General features: G+C 61.8%; 20 protein-coding genes. All 20 read right to left on the minus strand.

The genetic code is table 11. The features are described from left to right. Window positions 1-119: 119 nt before the first annotated feature. Window positions 120-1661, minus strand: a complete 1542-nt coding sequence (gene atpA / locus G3N58_RS22820; protein WP_167049047.1) for a F0F1 ATP synthase subunit alpha — start codon at window positions 1659-1661, stop codon at window positions 120-122. A gap of 56 nt (window positions 1662-1717) precedes the next feature. After that, the gene (locus tag G3N58_RS22825; protein ID WP_167049049.1) at window positions 1718-2257 is read right to left on the minus strand and encodes a F0F1 ATP synthase subunit delta; all 540 of its coding nucleotides are present in this window, start codon (window positions 2255-2257) and stop codon (window positions 1718-1720) included. Between the two features lie 2 nt (window positions 2258-2259). Further along, the gene (locus G3N58_RS22830; RefSeq protein WP_167049051.1) at window positions 2260-2730 is read right to left on the minus strand and encodes a F0F1 ATP synthase subunit B; all 471 of its coding nucleotides are present in this window, start codon (window positions 2728-2730) and stop codon (window positions 2260-2262) included. A gap of 138 nt (window positions 2731-2868) precedes the next feature. After that, window positions 2869-3138, minus strand: a complete 270-nt coding sequence (gene atpE, locus G3N58_RS22835) for a F0F1 ATP synthase subunit C (RefSeq protein ID WP_007180033.1) — start codon at window positions 3136-3138, stop codon at window positions 2869-2871. Window positions 3139-3220: 82 nt separating this feature from the next. Further along, complete coding sequence (gene atpB / locus G3N58_RS22840; protein WP_167049053.1) at window positions 3221-4072, minus strand: F0F1 ATP synthase subunit A; 852 nt, start codon at window positions 4070-4072, stop codon at window positions 3221-3223. 165 nt (window positions 4073-4237) lie between these two features. Next, window positions 4238-4783 (minus strand): ATP synthase subunit I, encoded by a 546-nt coding sequence (locus G3N58_RS22845; protein ID WP_167049055.1) that lies wholly within the window; start codon window positions 4781-4783, stop codon window positions 4238-4240. A 587-nt stretch (window positions 4784-5370) separates the two neighbouring features. Then, window positions 5371-6258, minus strand: a complete 888-nt coding sequence (locus G3N58_RS22850) for a ParB/RepB/Spo0J family partition protein (protein WP_167049057.1) — start codon at window positions 6256-6258, stop codon at window positions 5371-5373. 18 nt (window positions 6259-6276) lie between these two features. Next, complete coding sequence (locus G3N58_RS22855) at window positions 6277-7068, minus strand: ParA family protein (RefSeq protein WP_206000290.1); 792 nt, start codon at window positions 7066-7068, stop codon at window positions 6277-6279. A gap of 72 nt (window positions 7069-7140) precedes the next feature. Beyond that, the gene (gene rsmG / locus G3N58_RS22860) at window positions 7141-7824 is read right to left on the minus strand and encodes a 16S rRNA (guanine(527)-N(7))-methyltransferase RsmG (RefSeq protein ID WP_167049061.1); all 684 of its coding nucleotides are present in this window, start codon (window positions 7822-7824) and stop codon (window positions 7141-7143) included. Continuing rightward, window positions 7821-9779, minus strand: coding sequence for a tRNA uridine-5-carboxymethylaminomethyl(34) synthesis enzyme MnmG (gene mnmG / locus G3N58_RS22865; protein ID WP_206000291.1), 1959 nt, complete (start codon window positions 9777-9779; stop codon window positions 7821-7823). Before mnmG ends, rsmG begins: the two co-directional genes overlap by 4 nt. Window positions 9780-9954: 175 nt before the next feature. After that, window positions 9955-10731 (minus strand): ABC transporter ATP-binding protein, encoded by a 777-nt coding sequence (locus G3N58_RS22870; RefSeq protein WP_167049065.1) that lies wholly within the window; start codon window positions 10729-10731, stop codon window positions 9955-9957. Beyond that, complete coding sequence (locus tag G3N58_RS22875) at window positions 10731-12515, minus strand: branched-chain amino acid ABC transporter ATP-binding protein/permease (RefSeq protein WP_206000292.1); 1785 nt, start codon at window positions 12513-12515, stop codon at window positions 10731-10733. The genes G3N58_RS22870 and G3N58_RS22875 overlap by 1 nt, the downstream gene beginning before the upstream one ends. Before the next feature lie 4 nt (window positions 12516-12519). Continuing rightward, the gene (locus G3N58_RS22880; RefSeq protein ID WP_167049069.1) at window positions 12520-13575 is read right to left on the minus strand and encodes a branched-chain amino acid ABC transporter permease; all 1056 of its coding nucleotides are present in this window, start codon (window positions 13573-13575) and stop codon (window positions 12520-12522) included. Between the two features lie 224 nt (window positions 13576-13799). Then, window positions 13800-14960 (minus strand): ABC transporter substrate-binding protein, encoded by a 1161-nt coding sequence (locus G3N58_RS22885; RefSeq protein ID WP_206000293.1) that lies wholly within the window; start codon window positions 14958-14960, stop codon window positions 13800-13802. A gap of 407 nt (window positions 14961-15367) precedes the next feature. Further along, window positions 15368-16534 (minus strand): ABC transporter substrate-binding protein, encoded by a 1167-nt coding sequence (locus G3N58_RS22890; protein ID WP_205988629.1) that lies wholly within the window; start codon window positions 16532-16534, stop codon window positions 15368-15370. A 540-nt stretch (window positions 16535-17074) separates the two neighbouring features. After that, the gene (locus G3N58_RS22895) at window positions 17075-18046 is read right to left on the minus strand and encodes a branched-chain amino acid ABC transporter permease (RefSeq protein WP_167284422.1); all 972 of its coding nucleotides are present in this window, start codon (window positions 18044-18046) and stop codon (window positions 17075-17077) included. After that, complete coding sequence (locus tag G3N58_RS22900) at window positions 18046-18930, minus strand: branched-chain amino acid ABC transporter permease (protein WP_167049075.1); 885 nt, start codon at window positions 18928-18930, stop codon at window positions 18046-18048. Before G3N58_RS22900 ends, G3N58_RS22895 begins: the two co-directional genes overlap by 1 nt. Window positions 18931-19191: 261 nt before the next feature. Further along, a complete protein-coding gene (locus G3N58_RS22905; RefSeq protein WP_206000294.1) occupies window positions 19192-20406 on the minus strand; it encodes an ABC transporter substrate-binding protein in 1215 nt (404 codons plus the stop codon). An 85-nt stretch (window positions 20407-20491) separates the two neighbouring features. Continuing rightward, window positions 20492-21250: an ABC transporter ATP-binding protein gene (locus G3N58_RS22910; RefSeq protein ID WP_167049079.1), complete on the minus strand. Its 759-nt coding sequence runs from the start codon at window positions 21248-21250 to the stop codon at window positions 20492-20494. Beyond that, entirely contained in the window at window positions 21247-22026 is a 780-nt protein-coding gene (locus tag G3N58_RS22915; RefSeq protein WP_167049081.1) for an ABC transporter ATP-binding protein, read from the minus strand. Before G3N58_RS22915 ends, G3N58_RS22910 begins: the two co-directional genes overlap by 4 nt. Window positions 22027-22347: the final 321 nt, after the last annotated feature.

Genomic DNA, 22347 nt, shown 5'->3' on the forward strand with positions numbered 1-22347 from the left:
GAGTTAGCGCTTCAGCGCTTACTCGGGTCCCATGCAAAGCGGTCGAAGCAGCACGGGAGCATTCGCATGCGGCCCGCGCCGCTTCAAGGTCCGTTTATGCCTTGCGGATCACTCGCGGATCAATAAGCGCCGGACTTCTTGAAGTCTTTGACGGCCGTATGCAGCAGGCCTTCGTCGTCCTTCGAGAGTTCCTTGGTATCTTCGATACGCTTGACCAGGTCAGCATGGCTCGCCTTCAGGTGGTCGCGCAGGCCCTTTTCGAACGGCAGAACCTGACCGACTTCGAGGTCGTCGAGGTAACCGTTGTTCGCCGCGAACAGCGACACAGCCAGTTCCCACACCTGCAGCGGCTGATACTGCGGCTGCTTGAGCAGTTCCGTCACGCGGCGGCCGCGCTCGAGCTGCTTGCGAGTCGCTTCGTCGAGGTCCGATGCGAACTGCGCGAACGCTGCGAGTTCACGGTACTGCGCGAGGTCGGTACGGATACCGCCCGACAGCTTCTTCACGACCTTCGTCTGTGCCGCGCCACCCACACGCGACACCGACACGCCGGCGTTAATTGCCGGGCGGATACCTGCGTTGAAGAGGTCGGTTTCAAGGAAGATCTGGCCGTCGGTAATCGAGATCACGTTCGTCGGAACGAATGCGGTCACGTCGCCTGCCTGCGTTTCGATGACCGGCAGTGCCGTCAGCGAGCCGCTCTTGCCCTTCACTTCGCCGTTGGTGAACTTCTCGACGTACTCTTCCGAGACGCGAGCAGCACGCTCGAGCAGACGCGAGTGCAGATAGAACACGTCACCCGGGTAAGCTTCACGGCCCGGCGGGCGGCGCAGCAGCAGCGAGATCTGACGGTATGCCCAGGCCTGCTTGGTCAAGTCGTCATAAACGATCAGCGCGTCCTGGCCGCGATCGCGGAAGTATTCGCCCATCGTGCAGCCGGCGTACGGCGCGAGGTACTGCATCGCGGCCGAATCCGAAGCCGAAGCGGCCACGACGATCGTGTATTCGAGCGCGCCCGATTCTTCGAGCTTGCGCACCACGTTCATGATCGACGAAGCCTTCTGGCCGATCGCGACGTAGATACAGACGAGGTTCTTGCCCTTCTGGTTGATGATCGCGTCGACTGCGACTGCGGTCTTGCCGCACTGGCGGTCGCCGATGATCAGCTCGCGCTGGCCACGGCCGATCGGCACCATCGCGTCGATCGACTTCAGGCCGGTCTGGACCGGCTCCGAAACCGACTTACGCCAGATCACGCCCGGTGCAATCTTTTCGATTGCGTCGGTCATCTTCGCGTTGAGCGGGCCCTTGCCGTCGATCGGGTTGCCGAGTGCGTCGACCACGCGGCCGAGCAGTTCCGGACCCACCGGCACTTCGAGAATGCGGCCCGTCGTCTTGACGATGTCGCCTTCCGAAATGTGTTCGTACTCACCCAGAATCACGGCACCGACCGAGTCGCGCTCGAGGTTCAATGCGAGACCGAAGGTGTTGCCCGGAAATTCGAGCATTTCGCCCTGCATCACTTCCGACAGGCCGTGGATACGCACGATACCGTCGGTCACGGAGATCACGGTGCCCTGGTTGCGAACGTCTGCGCTCGCGTCAAGGCCCTGGATCCGGCTCTTGATCAGCTCGCTGATCTCAGAGGGATTGAGTTGCATTATTCGCTCCTGATAGTCAATTCTGTTGCGTGCCAGCCGCTAAAGCGCAAGGCGCTTCAGGCCGTCAGGGCCGTCTGCATGCTGGCAAGCCGCGCGCGGACCGAGGTATCGAGCACTTCGTCGCCGACCGTCACGCGCACGCCGCCGATCAACGACGGGTCGACTTCGACCGTCGGCTTCAGCTTGCGCTTGAACTTGCGTTCGAGGCTTGCGACGAGTTCGTTCAACTGCGCACCTTCGAGCGGGAATGCGCTGACGATCAGCACATCTGCCGCCCCTTCGCGGGCGTTCTTCAACTCTTCGAACTGCGAGGCGATTTCCGGCAGCAATTGCAGGCGATGGTTGTCCACCAGCATCTGCACCAGATTCTTCGCTTGCGCGTTGTCCTTGAGCGGCGACTTGACCGCAGCCAGCAGCAGATCGCTGACCTGGGTGCGGCTCACTTTCGGGCTCGAGGCGATCGACAGCACTTCGGGCAGACGCGCAACCTGTGCCAGCTCCTGCACGAGCGTGGACCAGGCGGCGATGTCACCAGCTTCGGCCACGCCAAACAGCGCTTCCGCGTACGGACGGGCGATGGTTGCAAGTTCGGCCATGATCAGAGCTCGGCTTTCAGTTGATTCAGCAGGTCAGCGTGAGCGGCCTGGTCGACTTCGCGCTTCAGGATCTGCTCAGCGCCCTTCACGGCAAGTGCGGCGACTTCGCCGCGCAGCGTTTCGCGCGCCTTCACGACTTGCTGCTCCGCGTCGGCCTTCGCCTGCGCGATGATGCGGGCGGCTTCAGCCTGTGCCTGTGCCTTGATTTCGTCGGCGACTGCCACGGCGCGCTTTTCCGCGTCGGCAATACGCTGCTGGCCGGCATTGCGTGCCTGGGAGAGTTCCTGGTCGACGCGCTTGTGAGCGGCTTCGAGTTCCTGCTTGCCCTTTTCCGCGGCGGAGAGGCCGTCAGCGATCTTCTTCGAGCGCTCGTCGAGGGCGTTGATCAGCGGCGGCCACACGAACTTCATCGTGAACCACGCGAGGATCAGGAACACGACCATTTGCGCAAACAGGGTTGCGTTGAGATTCACGGTGTTTCCTTAAACGTTGCTTGTTCGGAAAGTGAAACGGCAAGGCGCTCATCGATTCTGTGTTCGATCAGCGCCCCAGTACCCGTTCCGCCCTGCGCCTTTACCAGTTATAGCTCAGACGCAAACCTCCGAGGAACCTCAGCCTGCCAGCTTCGACAGCAGCGGGTTCGCGAACGCAAACAGCATTGCCACACCAACGCCAATCAGGAACGCCGCGTCGATCAGACCAGCCAGCAGGAACATCTTGGTTTGCAGCGGGTTCATCAGTTCCGGCTGACGGGCGCATGCTTCGATGTACTTGCCGCCCATCAGACCGATACCGATACAGGCGCCGATTGCACCCAGGCCGATGATGATGCCGATACCGATGGCGGTCAGACCCTGGATGTTGGCGATGAAAGCTTGCATGATCACTCCTTTGTGAAAAGTCTTTTAGAACTGGTTGGAACTGGGATTTGAAAAACTACGATTCTTTTACCGACCGCGCAGGTTAGTGCGTGTCGTGTGCCTGGCCGATGTACACCAGCGTCAGCATCATGAAAATGAACGCCTGCAGCAGAACGATCAGGATGTGGAAAATTGCCCACACGCTGCCGGCGATCACGTGGCCGATGAAGCCAAGCACCGTCGTGTCCGCGCCGAAGCTCCAGATGCTGCCGAGCAGGGCAATCAGCAGGAACAACAGTTCGCCCGCATACATGTTGCCGAACAGCCGCATGCCGAGCGAGACCGTCTTCGCGACGAACTCGATGATGTTCAGTGCAAGGTTCGGGATCCACAGGAGCGGATGCGCGCCGAACGGAGCGGACAGCAGTTCATGCACGAAGCCGCCGACGCCCTTGATCTTGAAGTTGTAGTAAATCATCAGCACGAACACGCCAAGTGCGATGCCGATGGTGCCGTTCAGGTCCGCGGTCGGCACGATGCGGTGGTGCGGAATCACTTCGGACAGACCCAGCCAGCCGATCACGCGGCCCGGCAGGTCGACGGGAATAAAGTCGAGGGAGTTCATCAGCGCGACCCAGACGAACACGGTCAGCGCGAGCGGAGCGATGAAAGTACGCGAGCCGTGGATCATCGCCTTCGATTGATCCTCGACCATTTCGACGAGCATTTCGATCGCGCACTGGAAACGGCCCGGCACGCCGGACGTTGCCTTGCGGGCAGCGAGATGCAGCACGAAGATGGTGACCAGGCCGCAAACGATCGACCAGAAGAGGGTGTCCAGATTCCACACGTGGATGTCGAAAATCGACGTCTGGTGCGCGGTGGAAAAGTTCTGCAAGTGGTGCGCAATGTACTCGGACGGGTCCATTGCTCGCGTGCCTTCGCTAGCTGCCATATCGTTAAAGCCACCCAAATTGTCGAAAATCGTTTGAGGCCGTTCCCGCCGAAATACTCTATTGCGGGAACGCGCCGGGTGCAGGCCCTGTCTCATCCGCACACCCGTGCCGACGCCACGCGCCGGCCTTAAATTCTTCGTGCTGCTATTTTTGGTACTGCTACCTTAGCGCCACGCCAAGGCAATCCAGTAAGTCTTCAGCGCGATGAGGTAGGTCACGAGCAGCGGAATCCAGCGCACATCGTGATACCAGAAGGCGATGCCTACAAACATCGCGATCGTTGTCCCCATCTTGAGCGCTTCGCCGATCATCCAGCTCATCACTGTCTCGACGCCGCGCTGCTTTATCAAACGTGCCGCGAACAACGCGCCCGGCACCCAACAGATCGCTCCCCCCAGGAACGCGGACAGCGCAGCAGCGCCCGGCGGCTTATAAAACAGCCACCACGCCAGCGTAGCAACCAAGGACAAAACCACTTGCGCTGCAACGACCCTGAAAGGCGTCACCCGCGATGGACGACCCACGTCAGGACCAAACAGCTTTTCTGCCTCGGCCCGCGTGAGCGGAACGATATTGTTATCTTCCTGCCCGTCATCCCATGCTTCGGCCGGGTCGAACTGCCGGCTGGAGGACGCATCGGAAGCGGAGCGTTCTGCGCGGTGTTCGTCGTGCCCATTCTTCGGCGACAGATTCGACGTTTTGACCGCCATCGCAATGTTCCGAAAGTCTCTTTCCAGCCCGCGAGCTTACGCAACGCTTACGGGGTTGCCGTGCAATTAAATCCGGGCGATTGTAAGCGATAGTTGCAGGCAATTCAAGACTTTAGGCCGCGCTATAACGGCGTGAAACTTGGGCCCACGATACGGTAAAACGCTTGCTGGCAGCGCGAAACACGTCAAATGTAAGGCAGGCGTGGGACGACAAAACCATGGCTCCCGATCGCATGGATCGAAGCTTGCCGGCAGGCTGTTTCGACGTTATGGCAGACGTCTCGGAAATGCAACAAATGCGGTTTTTTTCGGGGAGAACTGGCGCCGTTTCGTGCTGGCAGCGTCTATGCGGGGAACATGTTTACGCGAGTGTATCTGCCCGCTTGCGATAGCAGGCCGTAAGGATTGCCGTGGCCGTCGATCTACCATTGCAGCCCACTCAAACCTGGCATGACTGATTATTTGGCCGATAACTATTCAGGAATCCATGATAATTGGAAAGCATGTTCGTTAGTCGAAAAAACGATTCACGAGGCAAGGTTCGAGGGCGCCCGGAACCGCAGCGCCCTATTCCCATTGATCGTCGGTCAGACGTTGGCATTGCCGCGCAAGCGGACAAGAATGCCTTCCAGCGCGTCGAGATCGCCGAAGTCCACGAGCACCTGGCCACGGCCACGCCGGCCGAGTTTGATTTTCACGGTCGACGCCAGCAGGTCCGAGAGTTCCTCTTCGAGACGCCGCGTATCGCGCCCGCCATCCGGATTCGCGCGGGCCTTGACCGTGGGCGTCGTCTTCGTCGTCATCGCGACGAGCTTTTCGGTCTCGCGCACCGAGAGGCGTTTGTTGACGACCTGGTTGGCCAGCGTGATCTGCGTCGCGGCATCGACAGCGAGCAACGCGCGAGCGTGGCCCATGTCGAGATCTCCGGCGAGCAGCATCGTTTGCACCGGCGCCGCGAGATTGAGCAGACGCAGCAGATTCGACACCGCGCTGCGCGAGCGGCCAACCGATTCCGCCGCCTGCTCGTGCGTGAAGTGGAATTCGTCGAGCAAACGCTGGATGCCCTGCGCTTCTTCGAGCGGATTCAGATCTTCGCGCTGAATGTTCTCGATCAGCGCCATCGCGGCGGCGGCCTGGTCCGGCACGTCCTTCACGAGCACCGGCACCTCTTCAAGGCCGGCAAGGCGTGCGGCACGGAAACGTCGCTCACCGGCGATGATCTCGTATTTGTCCGCGGAGATCGGGCGCACCAGAATCGGCTGCATCAGCCCCTGCGCGCGGATGCTGGCCGCGAGTTCCTGCAGCGCGCCCTCGTCCATGCGCGTGCGCGGCTGGTATTTGCCGGCCTGCATCTTGCTGAGCGGTAGCACGTTCGGCGCACCCTCGATCGCCACCGCCTCGGTGATATCCGCGGTGCCGCCGAGCAATGCCTCCAGACCGCGGCCCAATCCTTTCTTTCTTGCTACTGCGTTCATCGTGCTTCCTCGATCCGCTTAGGATGCTTGGGGCGCGTCGTTCAATGCGCGCACCCGCTCAATCATTTCCGCGCCGAACTGCACGTAGGCCTGCGCGCCACGCGACGCCCTGTCGAACACCACGCCGGGCAGCCCATAGCTGGGCGCCTCGGCAAGCCGTACGTTGCGCGGGATCACCGCGTCGAACACCTTGTCGCCGAAATGCTCTTTCAGTTGATCCGAAACCTGCTGTTGCAATGTGATGCGCGGATCGAACATCACGCGCAGCAAACCGATCACCTTCAGGTCACGGTTCAGATTGGCGTGAACCTGCTTGATCGTATTGACGAGGTCGGACAGGCCTTCGAGCGCGAAGTATTCGCACTGCATCGGGATCACGACGCCATGCGCGGAGCACAGCCCGTTGAGCGTGAGCAGCGACAATGCGGGTGGGCAATCGATCAACACGAAGTCGTATTCGCTCTCGACCGCCGCAAGCGCCACCTTCAACTGACGCTCGCGATTTTGCATGCTGACCAGTTCCACCTCGGCGCCCGCGAGTTCGCGATTCGCGGGCAACACATCGTAGCCGACCACTTCCGGCCGCACGCGCGCATCGGCCACGGACACGTTATCCACGAGCACTTCGTAGACAGTGTTCGTACATTCGGCCTTATCGATGCCGCTCCCCATCGTGGCATTGCCCTGCGGGTCCAGATCGATGAGAAGAACTCGCTGTCCCTGCGCTGCCAGGCTCGCGGCCAGATTGACTGTGGTGGTGGTCTTGCCGACACCACCCTTCTGGTTCGCAACGCAGAAGATTTTTGCCATCGTTGGTGTGTCCCTTTTTCTGCTTGATGAAGTGAAGATCGTTGAGGATGCGGGTCGCCGTGGGAGTGGCCGTCAGCTTTCCGCGCCCAGCCGAACCTTGATCAGGTGCCGTTCGGCGTCGAGCGACGGCACGTTCAGCCGGATGATCCGTTCCACGTGGGCGCCCGCCGGCAGACGCCCGATTTCACCGTCCGGCTGCACGCCCTTCATCGCCCAGATCGCGCCCTGCTCCGCAACCAGGTGACGGGCCAGTGTAACGAAATCCGTGAGTTCTGCGAATGCGCGCGAAACGATTACGTCGAACTTTGCCGGTACTTCGGCGCCGGGCCGCAATGTCTCGACGCGTCCCGTCACGACCGACAGATTCGCGAGACCCAGCTCGGCCTTCGCCTGAGCCTGGAAAGCCGTCTTTTTATGAACAATATCGTTCGTGGTGACGGTCCATTCGGGCAGTACGATTGCCAACACGATCCCGGGCAAGCCGCCGCCCGAACCGACGTCGAGCACAGAAGACGGGCCGAGCGGCGCGAGATGCGGCACGATCGAAAGAGAATCGAGAATATGCTGGACCAGCATTTGCCGCGGATCGCGAATCGCCGTCAGGTTGTAGACGTTATTCCACTTCGCCAACAGGGCGACGTAATCAAGCAGCTTGCGTTGCTGAACGTCGCTCAGGTCGAGGCCCAGCTCACGGACACCATCCGCCAGCAGCGACGCCAGGGCCTGCTGATCGATACCCCTCTGCCCTGCCGTCATTGCACCACCGGCTTGCTGTCGGTGCCGGGTTCGGCGGGCTTCGCCGGACGCCGCCCAAGGCCTCGCTTCAGATGAACCATCAGCAACGAGATAGCCGCCGGCGTGATGCCCGAGATACGGGATGCCTGGCCAATCGTTTCCGGCCGGAACTGCGTCAGCTTCTGGCGTGCCTCGAACGACAGCCCGCGAACCTCTGCGTAGTCGAGCCCTTCCGGCAGACGCGTGTTTTCGTGCGCCTCGTTGCGTTCGATTTCATCGGCCTGGCGATCGATGTAGCCCTGATATTTGATGCCGATCTCGATCTGCTCCTTGATCTGAGCGAGCAGTACGTCGTCTTCGGCGAGCACTTCGGGCGCACCGCACGTGCCGCCACGCAAGCCGCAGACGCCGTCGTAGCTCACGCCCGGTCGACGGAGCAAGTCCGCGAGGCTGTATTCGTGGTCGATCGGCTTGCCGAGCAGTGCCATCGCTTCGTCGGCAGATAACGTCTTAGGATTGACCCATGTCGTACGAAGGCGCTCTGTTTCACGTGAAACAGCGTCGCGCTTGCGGCTGAACGCGTCCCAACGGGCGTCATCGATCACGCCCAACTCGCGGCCGATCTCGGTCAGGCGCATGTCGGCGTTGTCTTCGCGCAGGCTCAGGCGGTATTCGGCACGGCTCGTGAACATCCGGTACGGCTCGGACACCCCGCGCGTGACCAGATCGTCGACCAGCACGCCCAGATAGGCCTGATCGCGACGCGGGCACCATGCGTCCTTGCCCTGAACGTGCAAACCGGCATTGATACCGGCCAGCATGCCCTGCGCCGCCGCCTCTTCATAGCCAGTCGTCCCGTTGATCTGCCCTGCGAAGAACAGCCCGCTAATCACCTTGGTTTCCAGCGATGCCTTCAATCCGCGAGGATCGAAATAGTCGTACTCGATTGCATAACCGGGTCGCAGGATATGCGCATGCTCCAAACCGCGCATCGAACGCACCAGTTCGAGCTGCACGTCGAACGGCAGGCTCGTGGAAATCCCGTTCGGGTAGAACTCGTTGGTCGTCAGCCCTTCCGGTTCCAGGAAAATCTGATGCGATTCCTTCGACGCGAAACGGTGAATCTTGTCCTCAATCGACGGGCAATAGCGCGGCCCGACCCCTTCGATCACGCCCGTGTACATCGGCGAACGGTCGAGGCCGCTACGAATAATGTCGTGGGTGTGCTGATTCGTATGCGTGACCCAGCACGGCACTTGCCGCGGATGCTGCTCGACGCGCCCGAGGAACGAAAACACCGGCACCGGGTCCAGATCGCCCGGCTGCTCTTCGAGTTGCGAGAAATCGATCGTACGGCCGTCGATACGCGGCGGCGTACCGGTCTTGAGCCGTCCCTGCGGCAGCTTCAGCTCCTTCAGGCGTGCGGACAGCGAAACCGCAGCCGGATCACCCGCGCGGCCACCGGTGTAGTTGTTCAGACCGACGTGAATCTTGCCGTCGAGGAACGTACCCGCAGTCAGCACCACGGCGCGCGAGCGGAAACGGATGCCCACTTGCGTAACGGCGCCGACCACGCGGTCGCCCTCGACCATCAGGTCGTCGACGGCCTGCTGGAACAGCCACAGATTCGGCTGATTTTCCAGACGATGACGGATCGCCGCCTTATAGAGCACGCGGTCGGCCTGAGCGCGCGTCGCACGCACCGCCGGCCCCTTCGACGAGTTCAGGATACGGAACTGGATGCCGCTTTCGTCGGTGGCGGCCGCCATGGCGCCGCCGAGCGCGTCGACTTCCTTGACCAGATGGCCTTTGCCAATGCCGCCGATCGACGGATTGCAGCTCATCTGCCCAAGGGTTTCGATGTTGTGGGTCAAGAGCAGTGTCTTATTACCCATGCGCGCCGATGCCAAAGCGGCTTCGGTGCCGGCATGACCGCCGCCAACGACGATTACGTCAAATTCTGTGGGAAAAAGCATCGCGGGATCTCACGCCAGATCGTCGCGTGAGCCTCAAAGGAAAATGTATGGGCGAATTATAACGGGTTCAGTTTCGGCCCGAATTTCGTCCGAATGGCTAACGAATAAAAAAAGCGGTGTGTTTCACGTGAAACACACCGCTTAAAAGACCGCCATCAGCAGAAAAGGTGCTGTGCTACGCCACTTTTTTCGCCAGGCCAAGATAGGTTTCGATCACGCGCGGATTCTGTGCGAGATCCGCTGCCGGTCCTTCGAGTGCCAACTCGCCGGTTTCGAGTACATAGCCGTAGTCGGAAATTTGCAGCGCGGCACGCGCGTTCTGCTCGATCAGCAGCGTGGCAACGCCCGTCTGCCGCAGCGCACTGATGATGTGGAAAATCTCCTTCACGATCAGCGGTGCGAGACCGAGGCTCGGCTCGTCGAGCATCAGCAGATCGGGCTTGCCCATCAGCGCGCGACCGACCGCCAGCATCTGCCGCTCGCCACCTGACAGCGTGCCGGCTTCCTGCTTGCGGCGCTCCTTCAGTCGTGGAAACAGCTCGAACACCGGTTCAAGCTGATCGAGGAAATTCCGCTCCCCTGCCCGCTTGCGCCGGTAAGCGCCGAGCACGAGGTTATCTTCGACCGTCATCGACGCAAATAGCTCGCGCTTTTCCGGCACCAGACACATGCCGCGTGCGACCCGCTTCTCGACCGGTATCGCGCTGACGTCCTCGCCGCGATAGTTGATCGCGCCCTTCGCATGGCCGGTGCCCGGCAACGCGCCCATGATTGCGTTCAGCAGCGTGGACTTGCCCGCGCCATTCGGACCGATCACCGAAACGATTTGTCCTGCCCGCACCCGGATCGCCGCGCCGTGCAGCGCCTCGACCTTGCCGTAACGGACCGATAGACCGTCCACGTCGAGAATCGGCGCCGCGGCCGCTACACCCGTCGTCATTGTGTTCTCCATCACTCCACCCCGCCCAGATACGCTTCAAGCACCGCCGGGTCCTGCTGCACGTCCTGCGGCAAACCTTCCGCGATCCGCGTCCCGAACTCCATGACCACAAGCCGGTCGGTGAGATTCATCACGAAATCCATATCGTGCTCGACCAGCAACACACTCATTCCTTCCGCTTTCAGGCGACGCAGCAGATCGGCGAGTTGCAGTTTTTCCTGATACCGCAGACCGGCGGCCGGTTCATCGAGCAACAGCAGCGTCGGATCACAGCACAGCGCGCGAGCGATTTCGAGAATCCGCTGCTGCCCGAGCGCGAGACTGCCCGCCTCGTCATACATATGCTGCTCGAGACCGACGCGGCGAATCTGCCGGGCCGCCTCGGCCATCAACCGCGCCTCTTCCGCGCGATTCAAGCGCACGATGCTGCGCCACACGCCCGCATGACCACGCAGATGCGCGCCGATCGCGACGTTCTCCAGCACCGTCATGCCCGGCAGCAGCTTGACGTGCTGGAACGTACGGCCGATCCCGCGTTTGACGATTTCACGTGAACTGAGCGCATCGATACGCTCGCCGCGAAACGTGATCTCGCCGCTCGTCGCCTGAAGCACGCCGGTCACGAGATTGAAGGTGGTCGATTTGCCGGCGCCGTTCGGCCCGATCAGCCCGATGATCTGCCCGGCTTTGACTTCGAAGCTCACGTCGTTCACCGCGACGAGGCCGCCGAACTGCTTGCGCGCCTTGTTCACCGTCAGCAGGTTTTCGCCGGCTTGCGGTTTGTTGCGCTGCGGTAGAGGCTCCGCGTGATCGGCGAGATGCGCATGCGACCCGCGCGGGAAAAAGCGCGCGACGAACGGCCACACGCCCTGTCGCGCGTACTGCAACAGCAGCACCATCAGAATGCCGAACACGATCACTTCGAAGTTGCCGTTCTCGCCGAGCAGCTTCGGCAGCAGCGTTTGCAGATAATCCTGCAGCACGGTCAGGATCGCTGCGCCGAGCACCGCGCCCCACACATGCGAAACGCCGCCCACCACCGCCATGAACAGAAACTCGATGCCGTGGTTGAGGCCGAACGGCGTCGGATTCACCGCGCGTTGCAGATGCGCATACAGAAAGCCCGACACCGACGCGAGCACCGCCGCATAAACGAAGATCACGACGCGCATCCAGCCGGTATTGACGCCCATCGCCTCGGCCATCAGGCCGCCGCCGCGCAGCGCACGGATCGCGCGGCCCGGCCGGCTATTAAGCAGATTCTGAACAGAGACGACCGCGCCGAGCACGACCGCCCAGATCAGGTAGTAGATATGGCGGCCGGACTCGAGGTTTATCCCAAAAACATTGAGCACCGGGATGCCGTTGATGCCGTCGTACTTGCCGAGCATATCGAGATTGCCGAACAGGTAGAACAGCGCGAGCCCCCAGGCGATCGTGCCGAGCGGCAGGAAGTGGCCGGACAGACGCATCGTCACGAGACCGAGCATCAGCGCGACCAGGGCGGTCACGATAATGCCGGCGATCAACGCAAGCCACGGCGACACGCCGTAGCTCGTCGTCAGATACGCGGTCGCATAGGCGCCGATGCCGACGAACGCGGCCTGCCCGAAGCTCGTCATGCCGCCGATGCCGGTCAGCAGCACGAGGCCGATGGCGACGATCGAATACAGGCCGATGTAGTTGAGCAGCGTGACCCAGTACTCGGGCACGTGGATCGGATGCGGCAGCACGGGCAACGCGAACAGCACCACGAGGAACAACCAGAAGAACTTCTTTTGCATGATCCGTTTCATCGCGTCACTCCTCTTCCTCTTCGGCATGCGGGCTCGCAAGACTGCGCCACAGCAGCACCGGGATGATTAGCGTGAACACGATCACTTCCTTATAAGCACTCGCCCAGAACGACGAATACGACTCCAGCAAACCCACGAGAATCGAGCCCGCTGCCGCGAGCGGATAGCTGACGAGACCGCCGATGATCGCGCCCACGAAGCCCTTCAGACCGATCAGGAAGCCCGAGTCGTAGTAGATCGTCGTGAGCGGCGCGACGAGGATGCCGCACAAGGCGCCGAGCCCCGCCGCGAGCGTGAACGCGAGGCGCCCTGCCTGCGTCGTGCCGATACCGACGAGGCGCGCGCCGAGCCGGTTCACCGAGGTCGCGCGCAGCGCCTTGCCCGAGATCGAGCGATCGAAGTACAGATACAGCGCGCCGATCAGCACGACCGCCGTGCCGATCACCCACAGGCTTTGCCCGGAGATCGACAGACTGCCGACGTTGAACGTCGCATCGGAAAACGCGTTGGTGCGCGAGCCTTCCGCGCCGAACATCACGAGGCCGAGACCGACCATCGCGAAATGCACGGCCACTGCGACAATCAGCAGCAGCAGCGTGGTCGCTTCCGCGATCGGCTCATAGGCGAGCCGATAAACGAACGGCCCCATCGGAATCACGATCAAGAGCGTCAGCGCGATCTGCACGATCATCGGCAGCGGCTGCATGAAGAGGCCACGCGTGAGCGCATAGACGGCGATCGGGAACAGCAGATACTTCCCTGCCAGCACGGGCAGCGTGCGCGCCGCATGACGGCGCCGCTCGGCATGCCGCAACGTCGCCGCCGTCTCGACGACAAAACACGCCGCGCCCATCGCCATCAGCAGCCAGCAGGTGGCCGGAAACTTCTGCGTCTGCAATGCGGCGAGCGTCAGCGCGCCATACGAAACAAACTCCCCCTGCGGTATGAAGATCACCCGCGTCACGGAAAACACCAGCACCAGCGCAAGCGCGAGCAGCGCGTAGATTGCGCCGGTGGTAATGCCGTCCTGCGCGAGGATCGCCGCAATTGATAGATCCATACTTCCTCGTCCTGAAGCGTCGAAATCGAAAAACCGGGAAACAGTCGTGATAGCACGGCGCGTAGCCGTCCATCAACCTGCATGCCATGTCTGAAAAGACAACCGCCGCGCCGGGATGCGGCGCGGCGGTCGTTGCCATTGTCGTCGAACACATGGCAATGCGGTGCCATGCACCGCAGATTGCGCGAGAGGCGCGTACCGCTTTTTATCCTGATGGATTATTTTCAGTCGTTCTGCAGCTTCCATTTGCCGTCGACGATCTGCACGATCACGCGTGCGCGCTGGTCGAGGCCGTTGTGGTCGGTCGGCGTGGTGTTCATGATGCCGTGCGACACCGGCAGTTCCTTGAGGTTTTCGAGCGCGCTGCGCAGCGCCGAGCGAAACTCGGGCGTGCCCGGCTGAGCGGTCTTCAGCGCGACCGGAATCGCGGCCTGCAGCATCTGGCCCGCATCCCATGCGTGACCGCCGAAGGTGGCGACCGAACCCGTGCCATACGCCTTCTCATATGCGTTCTTATAGGCTTCCGACGACTTCTTCACCGGGTTCGAATCGGGCAGCTGATCGACGACGAGAATCGGACCGGCCGGCAGCAACTCGCCGTCGCAATCCTTGCCGCACACGCGCAGGAAGTCGTTGTTCGCGACACCGTGCGTCTGATAGATCTTGCCCTTGTAGCCACGCTCCTTGAGCGTCTTGGCCGGCAGCGCCGACGGCGTGCCCGAGCCCGCGATCAGCACCGCATCGGGATTCGCGCTCATCGTCTTCAGCACCTGGCCCGTCACCGATGCGTCGGTGCGGTTAAAGCGCTCGTTGGAGACGACCTTCAGATTGTGGGCTTTCGCCGCGGCGTCGAAGGTCGTGTTCCAGCTATCGCCATAGGCATCCGAAAAGCCGATGAAGCCGACCGTCTTCACGCCGTGACGCTGCATGTAATCGGCGATGGCGTCGGCCATCAGGCTGTCGTTCTGCGGCGGCTTGAAGGCCCACGCGCGCTTCGCGTCCATCGGCGCGATGATCGCCGCCGATGCCGCGAGCGAGATCACCGGCGTCTTGCCTTCGGCGGCGGGATCGAGCATCGCGAGCGCATTCGGCGTGACGGTCGAGCCGATGATCGCGTCGACGTGGTCTTCGTCGATCAGCTTGTGCGTGTTCTGCACGGCTTTGCTGGTGTCCGAGCCATCGTCGAGAACGATGTACTGCACGCTCTTGCCGCCGATCTCCTTCGGCAGCAATGCAATCGTGTTCTTCTCGGGAATCCCGAGCGATGCGGCCGGCCCCGTGGTGGACAGCGTCACGCCGATCTTCACCTGCGCGAACGCCGCACCCGCGCCGCACATCAGCGCCATTGCGATGCCCGTGCGTACCCATTGCCTTGTCTTCTTCATTACGAGTCTCCAAACGCCTTGAAGCGCGTATCTATGAGCCGGCTCGACGGGCCCGGTGCGTGATCAAGTTATCGGGCCTGGGTGCGCGCGTGCCAAGCATGGTTTTCCCTGCTCAATGCGAATACCTTGCCCGTTCTGTTCGATGCCGCTCCTCTCACCTGCACGATCGCTGCTGCCTCGGACTGTCGCGCTTTCTGCGGCGCGATTTCCTCTTTTTTAACCACTAATATGCTAGTAGATTGCGTTCTGCATGATCGACGGTCAATAGCGCATGGACCGAATGCGGGTTTGTCCTGAAGCAACGGAACCACACTTCTCTCGCGATGCGCGCCACCGCACGGGCAATAAAAAAGACGCGTCAACTGCACGCGTCTTTTCGATGAGGCTTCGTGGCGTTTTGCCTTCGCTCAGTCGCCGGCCAGCTTCCACTTGCCGTCGACGATCTGCACCATCACACGCGCTCGCTGATCGAGACCGGCGTGATCGTTCGCGCTCATGTTGAAGATGCCGTGCGATGCGGGCATGTCTTTGGTGCCTTCGAGCGCCGCGCGCAGCGCTTCGCGGAACGCCGGCGTGCCCGGCTGCCCTTTCTTCAGCGCGAGCGGAATCGCCTGTTGCAACAGCAGGCCCGCGTCCCACGCATGGCCGCCGAACGTCGACACGGAGCCCACGCCATAAGCGGCTTCATACGCGTGTTTGTACGCGAGCGAGGTCTTCTTCACCGGGTTCGAATCGGGCAGTTGATCCGCGACGAGCAGCGGACCGGCCGGCAGCCACGTGCCCTCGCAATCCTTGCCGCACACGCGCAGGAAGTCGTTGTTCGCGACACCGTGCGTCTGATAGTACTTGCCCTTGTAGCCGCGCTCCCTGAGCGTTTTCTGCGGCAGCGCGGCCGGCGTGCCGGCGCCGGCGATCAGCACCGCGTCCGGGTTTTGCGACATCATCTTCAGCACCTGGCCCGTGACCGACGCGTCGTTGCGCGCAAAACGCTCGTTCGCGACGACCTTGATCTTCTGGAGATCGGCGGCCTTGCTGAACTCCTTGAACCAGCTCTCGCCGTATGCGTCGGCAAAACCGATGAACGCGACCGTCTTCACGCCGTGATTCGCCATGTGCTGCGCGATCGCGGTCGCCATCAGGATGTCGTTCTGCGGCGTCTTGAAGACCCAGGCGCGCTTCGCGTCCATCGGCTCGACGATGCCCGCGGCGGCGGCCATCGAGATCATCGGCGTGGACGTTTCGGCGGCGACGTCGATCATGGCGAGCGAGTTCGGCACGACGGTCGAGCCGATCAGCGCGTCGACGTGATCTTCGCTGGTGAGCTTGCGGGCGTTCTTGACCGCCTGGGTGGAATCGGTCGCGTCGTCGAGCACGATGTAATCGATTTTCTGGCCCGCGACCTCCTTGGGCAGCAGCGCGATCGTGTTCTTCTCCGGAATGCCGAGCGAAGCGGCCGGCCCCGTAGCCGACACGGTGACGCCGATTTTCACGTCTGCGAATGCATGGCCGCTCCAGGCAGCCGATACTCCGGTGGCGACCAATGCCGCGCTGATCCAACGTAATGCCGACTTCATCCTGCTCCTCTATTAACCCCGTTATTCAACTGAATTTAAATCCGCGGATTTAAATGCCAACCCAGTGGTCGGTGAAAAGCGAGTTTAGCGGACGCGCGCGCCGTGCCGCAAGCGTTTTGCAGGGTTGTAGCGCTTAAATGCGGTGTTCTCGCAGAACAAAAATAACGGCCCGATTCAACGATTATCCCGGCGCGGCTTGTCGAAAGCGCGTTCGAAAAGCACAAATAAAAAGCGCTGTTGGATATCAATCCAACAGCGCTTTCGTCTGGGCACTGAGTGCCTCAATTGTCTCCTCGTTCTCCACCTGCAAATTCGTGGTGCATCAGAACTGCGTAAAGATTAAACGACGCCTCTACCGGTAACAACTAGCAATTACCCTAGTGGTGCACTGCGGCACCGAATTGACGCACGTCGGCGCGTTTCGTCTGCACATTATGCGACCTGCTTATGAAAGCCGTTGTTTCATTGGATTTTTAGCCTGCCCGAATTAGATCGGATGTCGAAGCAATCTCATATCGCACTGCATCAAGCCAGGCTCGATTATGCACGCAACGGCCGCACGCGCGCGACGATTTCGCCGACGATACCGCGCCGGAACGCCAGCACGCACGCAATGAAAATCAGCCCCGTGACGATCGTCACCGATTCGCCGAGCGAGCGGAACCAGTCGACGCCCGTCACCGAGGCAAGCGCGGCACCGATATCGCCGAGCCGGTCTTCGAGCGACACGATCAGCGCGGCGCCGAGCAGCGGCCCGAACAGCGTACCCATACCACCCACGAGCGTCATCAGGATGACGAGACCGGACATGGTCCAATAGGCATCGCTCAAGGTCTCGAAACCTTGTACCAACACTTTCAGCGAGCCGGCGAGACCCGCGAGGCCGGCCGACAGAATGAACGCCAGCAGCTTGAAGCGATCGGTATCGTAGCCGAGCGACACCGCGCGCGGCTCGTTCTCCTTGATCGCGACAAGCACCTGCCCGAACGGCGAATGGACGATCCGCACGATCAACAGAAATGCCGCCACGACCACCGCGAGCACGACGAAATAGAGCGCGACGTCCGACGAAAGACCGAGCACACCGAACAGCTTGCCGCGCGGCACGCCTTGCAGACCGTCTTCGCCATGCGTGAACGGCGCCTGCAGGAACACGAAGTACACCATCTGCGCGAGCGCGAGCGTCACCATCGCGAAGTAGATGCCCTGGCGGCGAATCGCGAAGAAGCCGACGACGAGCCCGAGCAGCGTCGCCGTCGCGGTGCCGGTCAGCACCCCGAGCTCCGGCGAGAACCCGAGCGTCTGCATCGCATAGCCGGTCGCGTAGCCGGCCGAGGCGAGAAACATCGCATGTCCGAACGACAGCAGCCCCGTATAGCCGATCAACAGATTGAAGGCGGCCGCGAACAGCGCGAAGCACAGCACCTTCATCACGAAGAGCGGATAGATGCCAAGCACCGGCACCGCGAGCAGCACGATCAGCAGCAGACCGTAGAGGACTTTTCTCTGCATCATTTTTCCCTGCCGAAGAGGCCCGCCGGGCGCACGAGCAACACGAGCGCCATGATCACGAAGACGACGGTCGCCGACGCCTCGGGGTAATACACGCGCGTGAGCCCTTCGATCACACCGAGCATGAGGCCGGTCAGAATCGAGCCCATGATCGACCCCATCCCGCCGATCACGACCACCGCGAACACGGTGATGATCATCGGCTGGCCCATCAGCGGCGAGACCTGGATGACCGGCGCGGCGAGCACGCCGGCAAACGCCGCGAGCGCGACGCCGAAGCCGTAGGTCAGCGTAATCATCAGCGGCACGTTGACGCCGAACGCCTCGACGAGCTTCGGGTTTTCGGTGCCCGCGCGCAGATACGCGCCAAGCCGCGTCTTCTCGATCACGAACCACGTCGCGAAGCACACGACGAGCGACGCGACGACAACCCACGCGCGATAGTTCGGCAGGAACATGAAGCCGAGATTGGTCGCGCCGGTAAGCGCCGAAGGCACGTCGTACGGCTGGCCCGACGACCCGTAGATCGAATGGAAGATGCCTTCGATCGCAAGCGTGAGCCCGAACGTCAGCAGCAGACCGTATAGATGATCGAGCTTATAGAGCCAGCGCAGCATCGTGCGCTCGATCGCAATGCCGAACAGCCCGACGATCAGCGGCGCGAGCACGAGCATCACCCAGTACGGCAGATTGAAATACGACAGCCCCATCCACGCGAGCATCGCGCCGAGCATGAACAGCGCGCCATGCGCGAAGTTGATCACGTTGAGCAGGCCGAAAATCACCGCCAGCCCAAGGCTCAGAATCGCGTAGAACGAGCCGTTCACGAGCCCGAGCAGAAGCTGGCTCAGCATCGCCGGAAGCGGAACGCCAAAGATATCCATTGAAGCCCTTCGCCCTTCAAGCCATCGTCAAGTGAGACCGGTCGCGCGCACGATGCGGCAAACAGCGCCCGCTGCGCGGCACGCAAAACGTCCGGGCCGTTTGAGCCGCCGTTGCTCATGCTCACGAAAACGCCGCACGTACGCGCCGCGCTGCCATTCAACGCAACAGCAACACGCACGGCGTTTCGTTCACGAACAACGGAAGGCCCCCGCGAGCGTCTCAGGTGCCGCTATCCGCGACTTCTTTCTTCTGGCCCGCGCTTACTTCCACGACGCACAGCGCGTTTGCGCCTTGGTCGTGAACGCCTGCTCGCCCGGGATCGTCGCCATGATCTTGTAGTAGTCCCACGGTTCTTTCGATTCGGCCGGCGTCTTCACCTGCATCAGGTACATGTCGTGGATCATGCTACCGTCCTGGCGGATGTAGCCCTTCGCGTAGAAGTCGTCGATCTTCGTCTTGCGCAGCTGCGCCATCACCTTGTCCGGGTCGGTCGAGCCGACCGCCTGCACCGCCTTCAGGTAGTTCATCGTCGCCGAATAGTCGGCGGCCTGCAGGCTCGACGGCATCTTCTTCATCTTGTCGAAGTAGCGCTGCGACCACTTGCGTGTCTCGGCATCCTTGTTCCAGTACCAGCTGTCGGTCAGCACGAGACCTTGCGTGGTTTCGAGACCGAGGCTGTGCACGTCGTCGATGAACATCAGCAGCGCGGCGATCTTCATCGTCTTCGGAATGCCGAACTCCTTCGCGGCCTTGATCGCGTTGACCGTATCGCCGCCGGCATTCGCGAGGCCGAGAATCTGCGCCTTCGAGGCCTGCGCCTGCAACAGGAACGACGAGAAGTCCGACGCCGAGAGCGGATGCCGCACCGAACCGAGCACCTGGCCGCCGTTCGCCTTCACGACGTCCGAGGTGGCCTTTTCGAGCGCCTTGCCGAACGCGTAGTCGGCCGTCAGGAAGTACCACGTCTTGCCGCCCTGCTTCGTCACGGCCGAGCCCGTGCCGTTGGCGAGCGCCGTCGTGTCGTAGGCGTAGTGAACCGTGTACGGCGTGCATTGCTCGTTGGTCAGCGTATCGGCGCCGGCGCCGATGTTGATGTAGACCTTGTGCTTCTCGCCCGCGACGGTGTTCATCGACAACCCGGTCGCCGAGTTCGTGCCGCCGATCAGCATGTCGACGCCATCGCGGTCGAACCATTCGCGCGCACGCGACGCGGCGATGTCCGCCTTGTTCTGGTGATCCGCGTACAGCACCGTGATCGGCTTGCCGTTGACCTTGCCGCCGAAGTCGGCCACCGCCATGCGGATCGCCTCAAGACCGCCCTGCCCGTCGATATCGGCGTACAGGCCCGACATGTCGGTGATGAAGCCGATCTTCACGGCATCGTCGGCCGCTTGCGCGCCCCCGAACGTTAGCGCGGTGCCGGCGGCAACCGCGAAACAGAATGAGGCAAGCCGTGCGAGTGGGTTCTTTTTCATGCGTGTCTCCAGGTTGTTCGCTTGTGGTTATCAGAGGCAAGCGGACGCATGCGGAAGATTTCCGCGAGTACGCCCGCATGGGGGTCTATACACCGAGTAAATCGTGCAGCACCGGCATCTTGCCTTCGAGTTCGCGGGCCGCGAAATGCTCGACGATCGTACCGTGCTCCATCACATAGAAACGATCGGCGAGCGGCGCGGCAAAACGGAAGTTCTGTTCGACCATCACGACCGTGTAGCCACGCGCCTTCAGCGTGACGATCATGCGCGCGAGCGCCTGCACGATCACGGGTGCGAGCCCTTCCGAGATTTCGTCGAGCAGCAGCAGATTCGCACCGGTGCGCAGAATCCGCGCGACCGCGAGCATCTGCTGTTCGCCGCCCGAGAGCCGCGTGCCCTGGCTCATGCGCCGCTCGTACAGATTCGGGAACATCGCATAGATTTCCTCGAGCGACATCATGTGCGCCTTGTCGCCGACGGGCGGCGGCAACAGCAGATTTTCCTCGCACGACAGGCTCGAAAAAATGCCGCGCTCTTCGGGGCAGTAACCGATGCCGCAGTGCGCGATGCGATGCGTGGGCAGATCGATCGTTTCGCGTCCGCCGATCCGGATCGAACCCGTGCGGCGCCCCGTGAGGCCCATGATCGCGCGCAGCGTCGTGGTGCGGCCCGCGCCGTTGCGCCCGAGCAGCGTGACGACCTCGCCGCGGCCGACCGTCAGATCGACGCCGTGCAGAATGTGGGATTCCCCGTACCAGGTTTGCAGTCCCGCGATTTCCAGCGCGGCTGCGCCGTTTTTCGTTGTGCTCGCTTCGAGCCCTTCGCGCTCGACCGTCGTATTCATGCGTGGGCTCCGGCGAGCGCCGCGTCGGCGCTGCCCATGTAGGCTTGCATCACGAGCGGATTCTTCGACACTTCCGCGTAGCTGCCTTCGGCCAGCACCTCGCCCCGTTGCAGCACGGTGATCGTATCGGAGATGCCGGCGATCACGTTCATGTTGTGCTCGACCATCAGGATCGTGCGGCCGGCCGATACTTTCTTGATGAGCGCGGTCACGCGGTCCACGTCTTCGTGGCCCATGCCTTGGGTCGGCTCGTCGAGCAGCATCAATTCCGGTTCCATCGCGAGCGTGGTGGCGATTTCGAGCGCGCGCTTGCGGCCGTAGGCAAGTTCGACCGTCAGCACGTCGGCGAAATCGGTCAGACCGACCTGGGTCAGCAGGTCCATCGCGCGATCGTTCAGGCGCCGCAGCGTGCGCTCGCTCTTCCAGAAGTGAAATGCGGTGCCGAGCGAGCGCTGCAAACCGACGCGCACGTTCTGCAATGCCGTCAGATGCGGAAATACCGCGGAAATCTGGAACGAACGGATGATGCCGCGCCGCGCGATCTGCGCGGGACGTTCGCTGGTGATATCGACACCGTTGAAAACGATCTGACCCGCGGTGGGTTCGAGAAATTTGGTGAGCAGATTGAAGCAGGTGGTCTTGCCTGCTCCGTTGGGGCCGATCAGCGCATGGATCGAACCACGGCGCACGCGCAGGTTCACGCCGTTCACGGCAACAAAGCCTTTGAACTCACGGGTGAGGCCGCGCGTTTCGAGAATCGTATCGCCGAGAATCATGTTCCCTTCCATACGGAGTTAGGCGAAGCACTACGATCTTTTCGCGCGAAGCTCCGCGCGACGTTTTATGAACGACGGCACCCCCTTGCCGATCGTTGGCGTACTGCACCAATCCGGACGGTAATCCATGGCACGGCACGCAGCATGGCTATCATTGTCGCGCCAATGATGCAGCGCATTCATTGGGATTTGCACTTAGAACCCTTAACAAAATGAACAAAGGGGCTGGTAAGAAGCGCTCATGATGAAGCAGCCGGCTGAGGGTGGTAGCCGAGGTCGGCAAGCCGCTTGAGCAGGCGTTGGATGGTTTTTCCGGTGTCG

Source organism: Paraburkholderia sp. Ac-20342 (genome assembly GCF_017104985.1).
Taxonomy (GTDB): domain Bacteria; phylum Pseudomonadota; class Gammaproteobacteria; order Burkholderiales; family Burkholderiaceae; genus Paraburkholderia.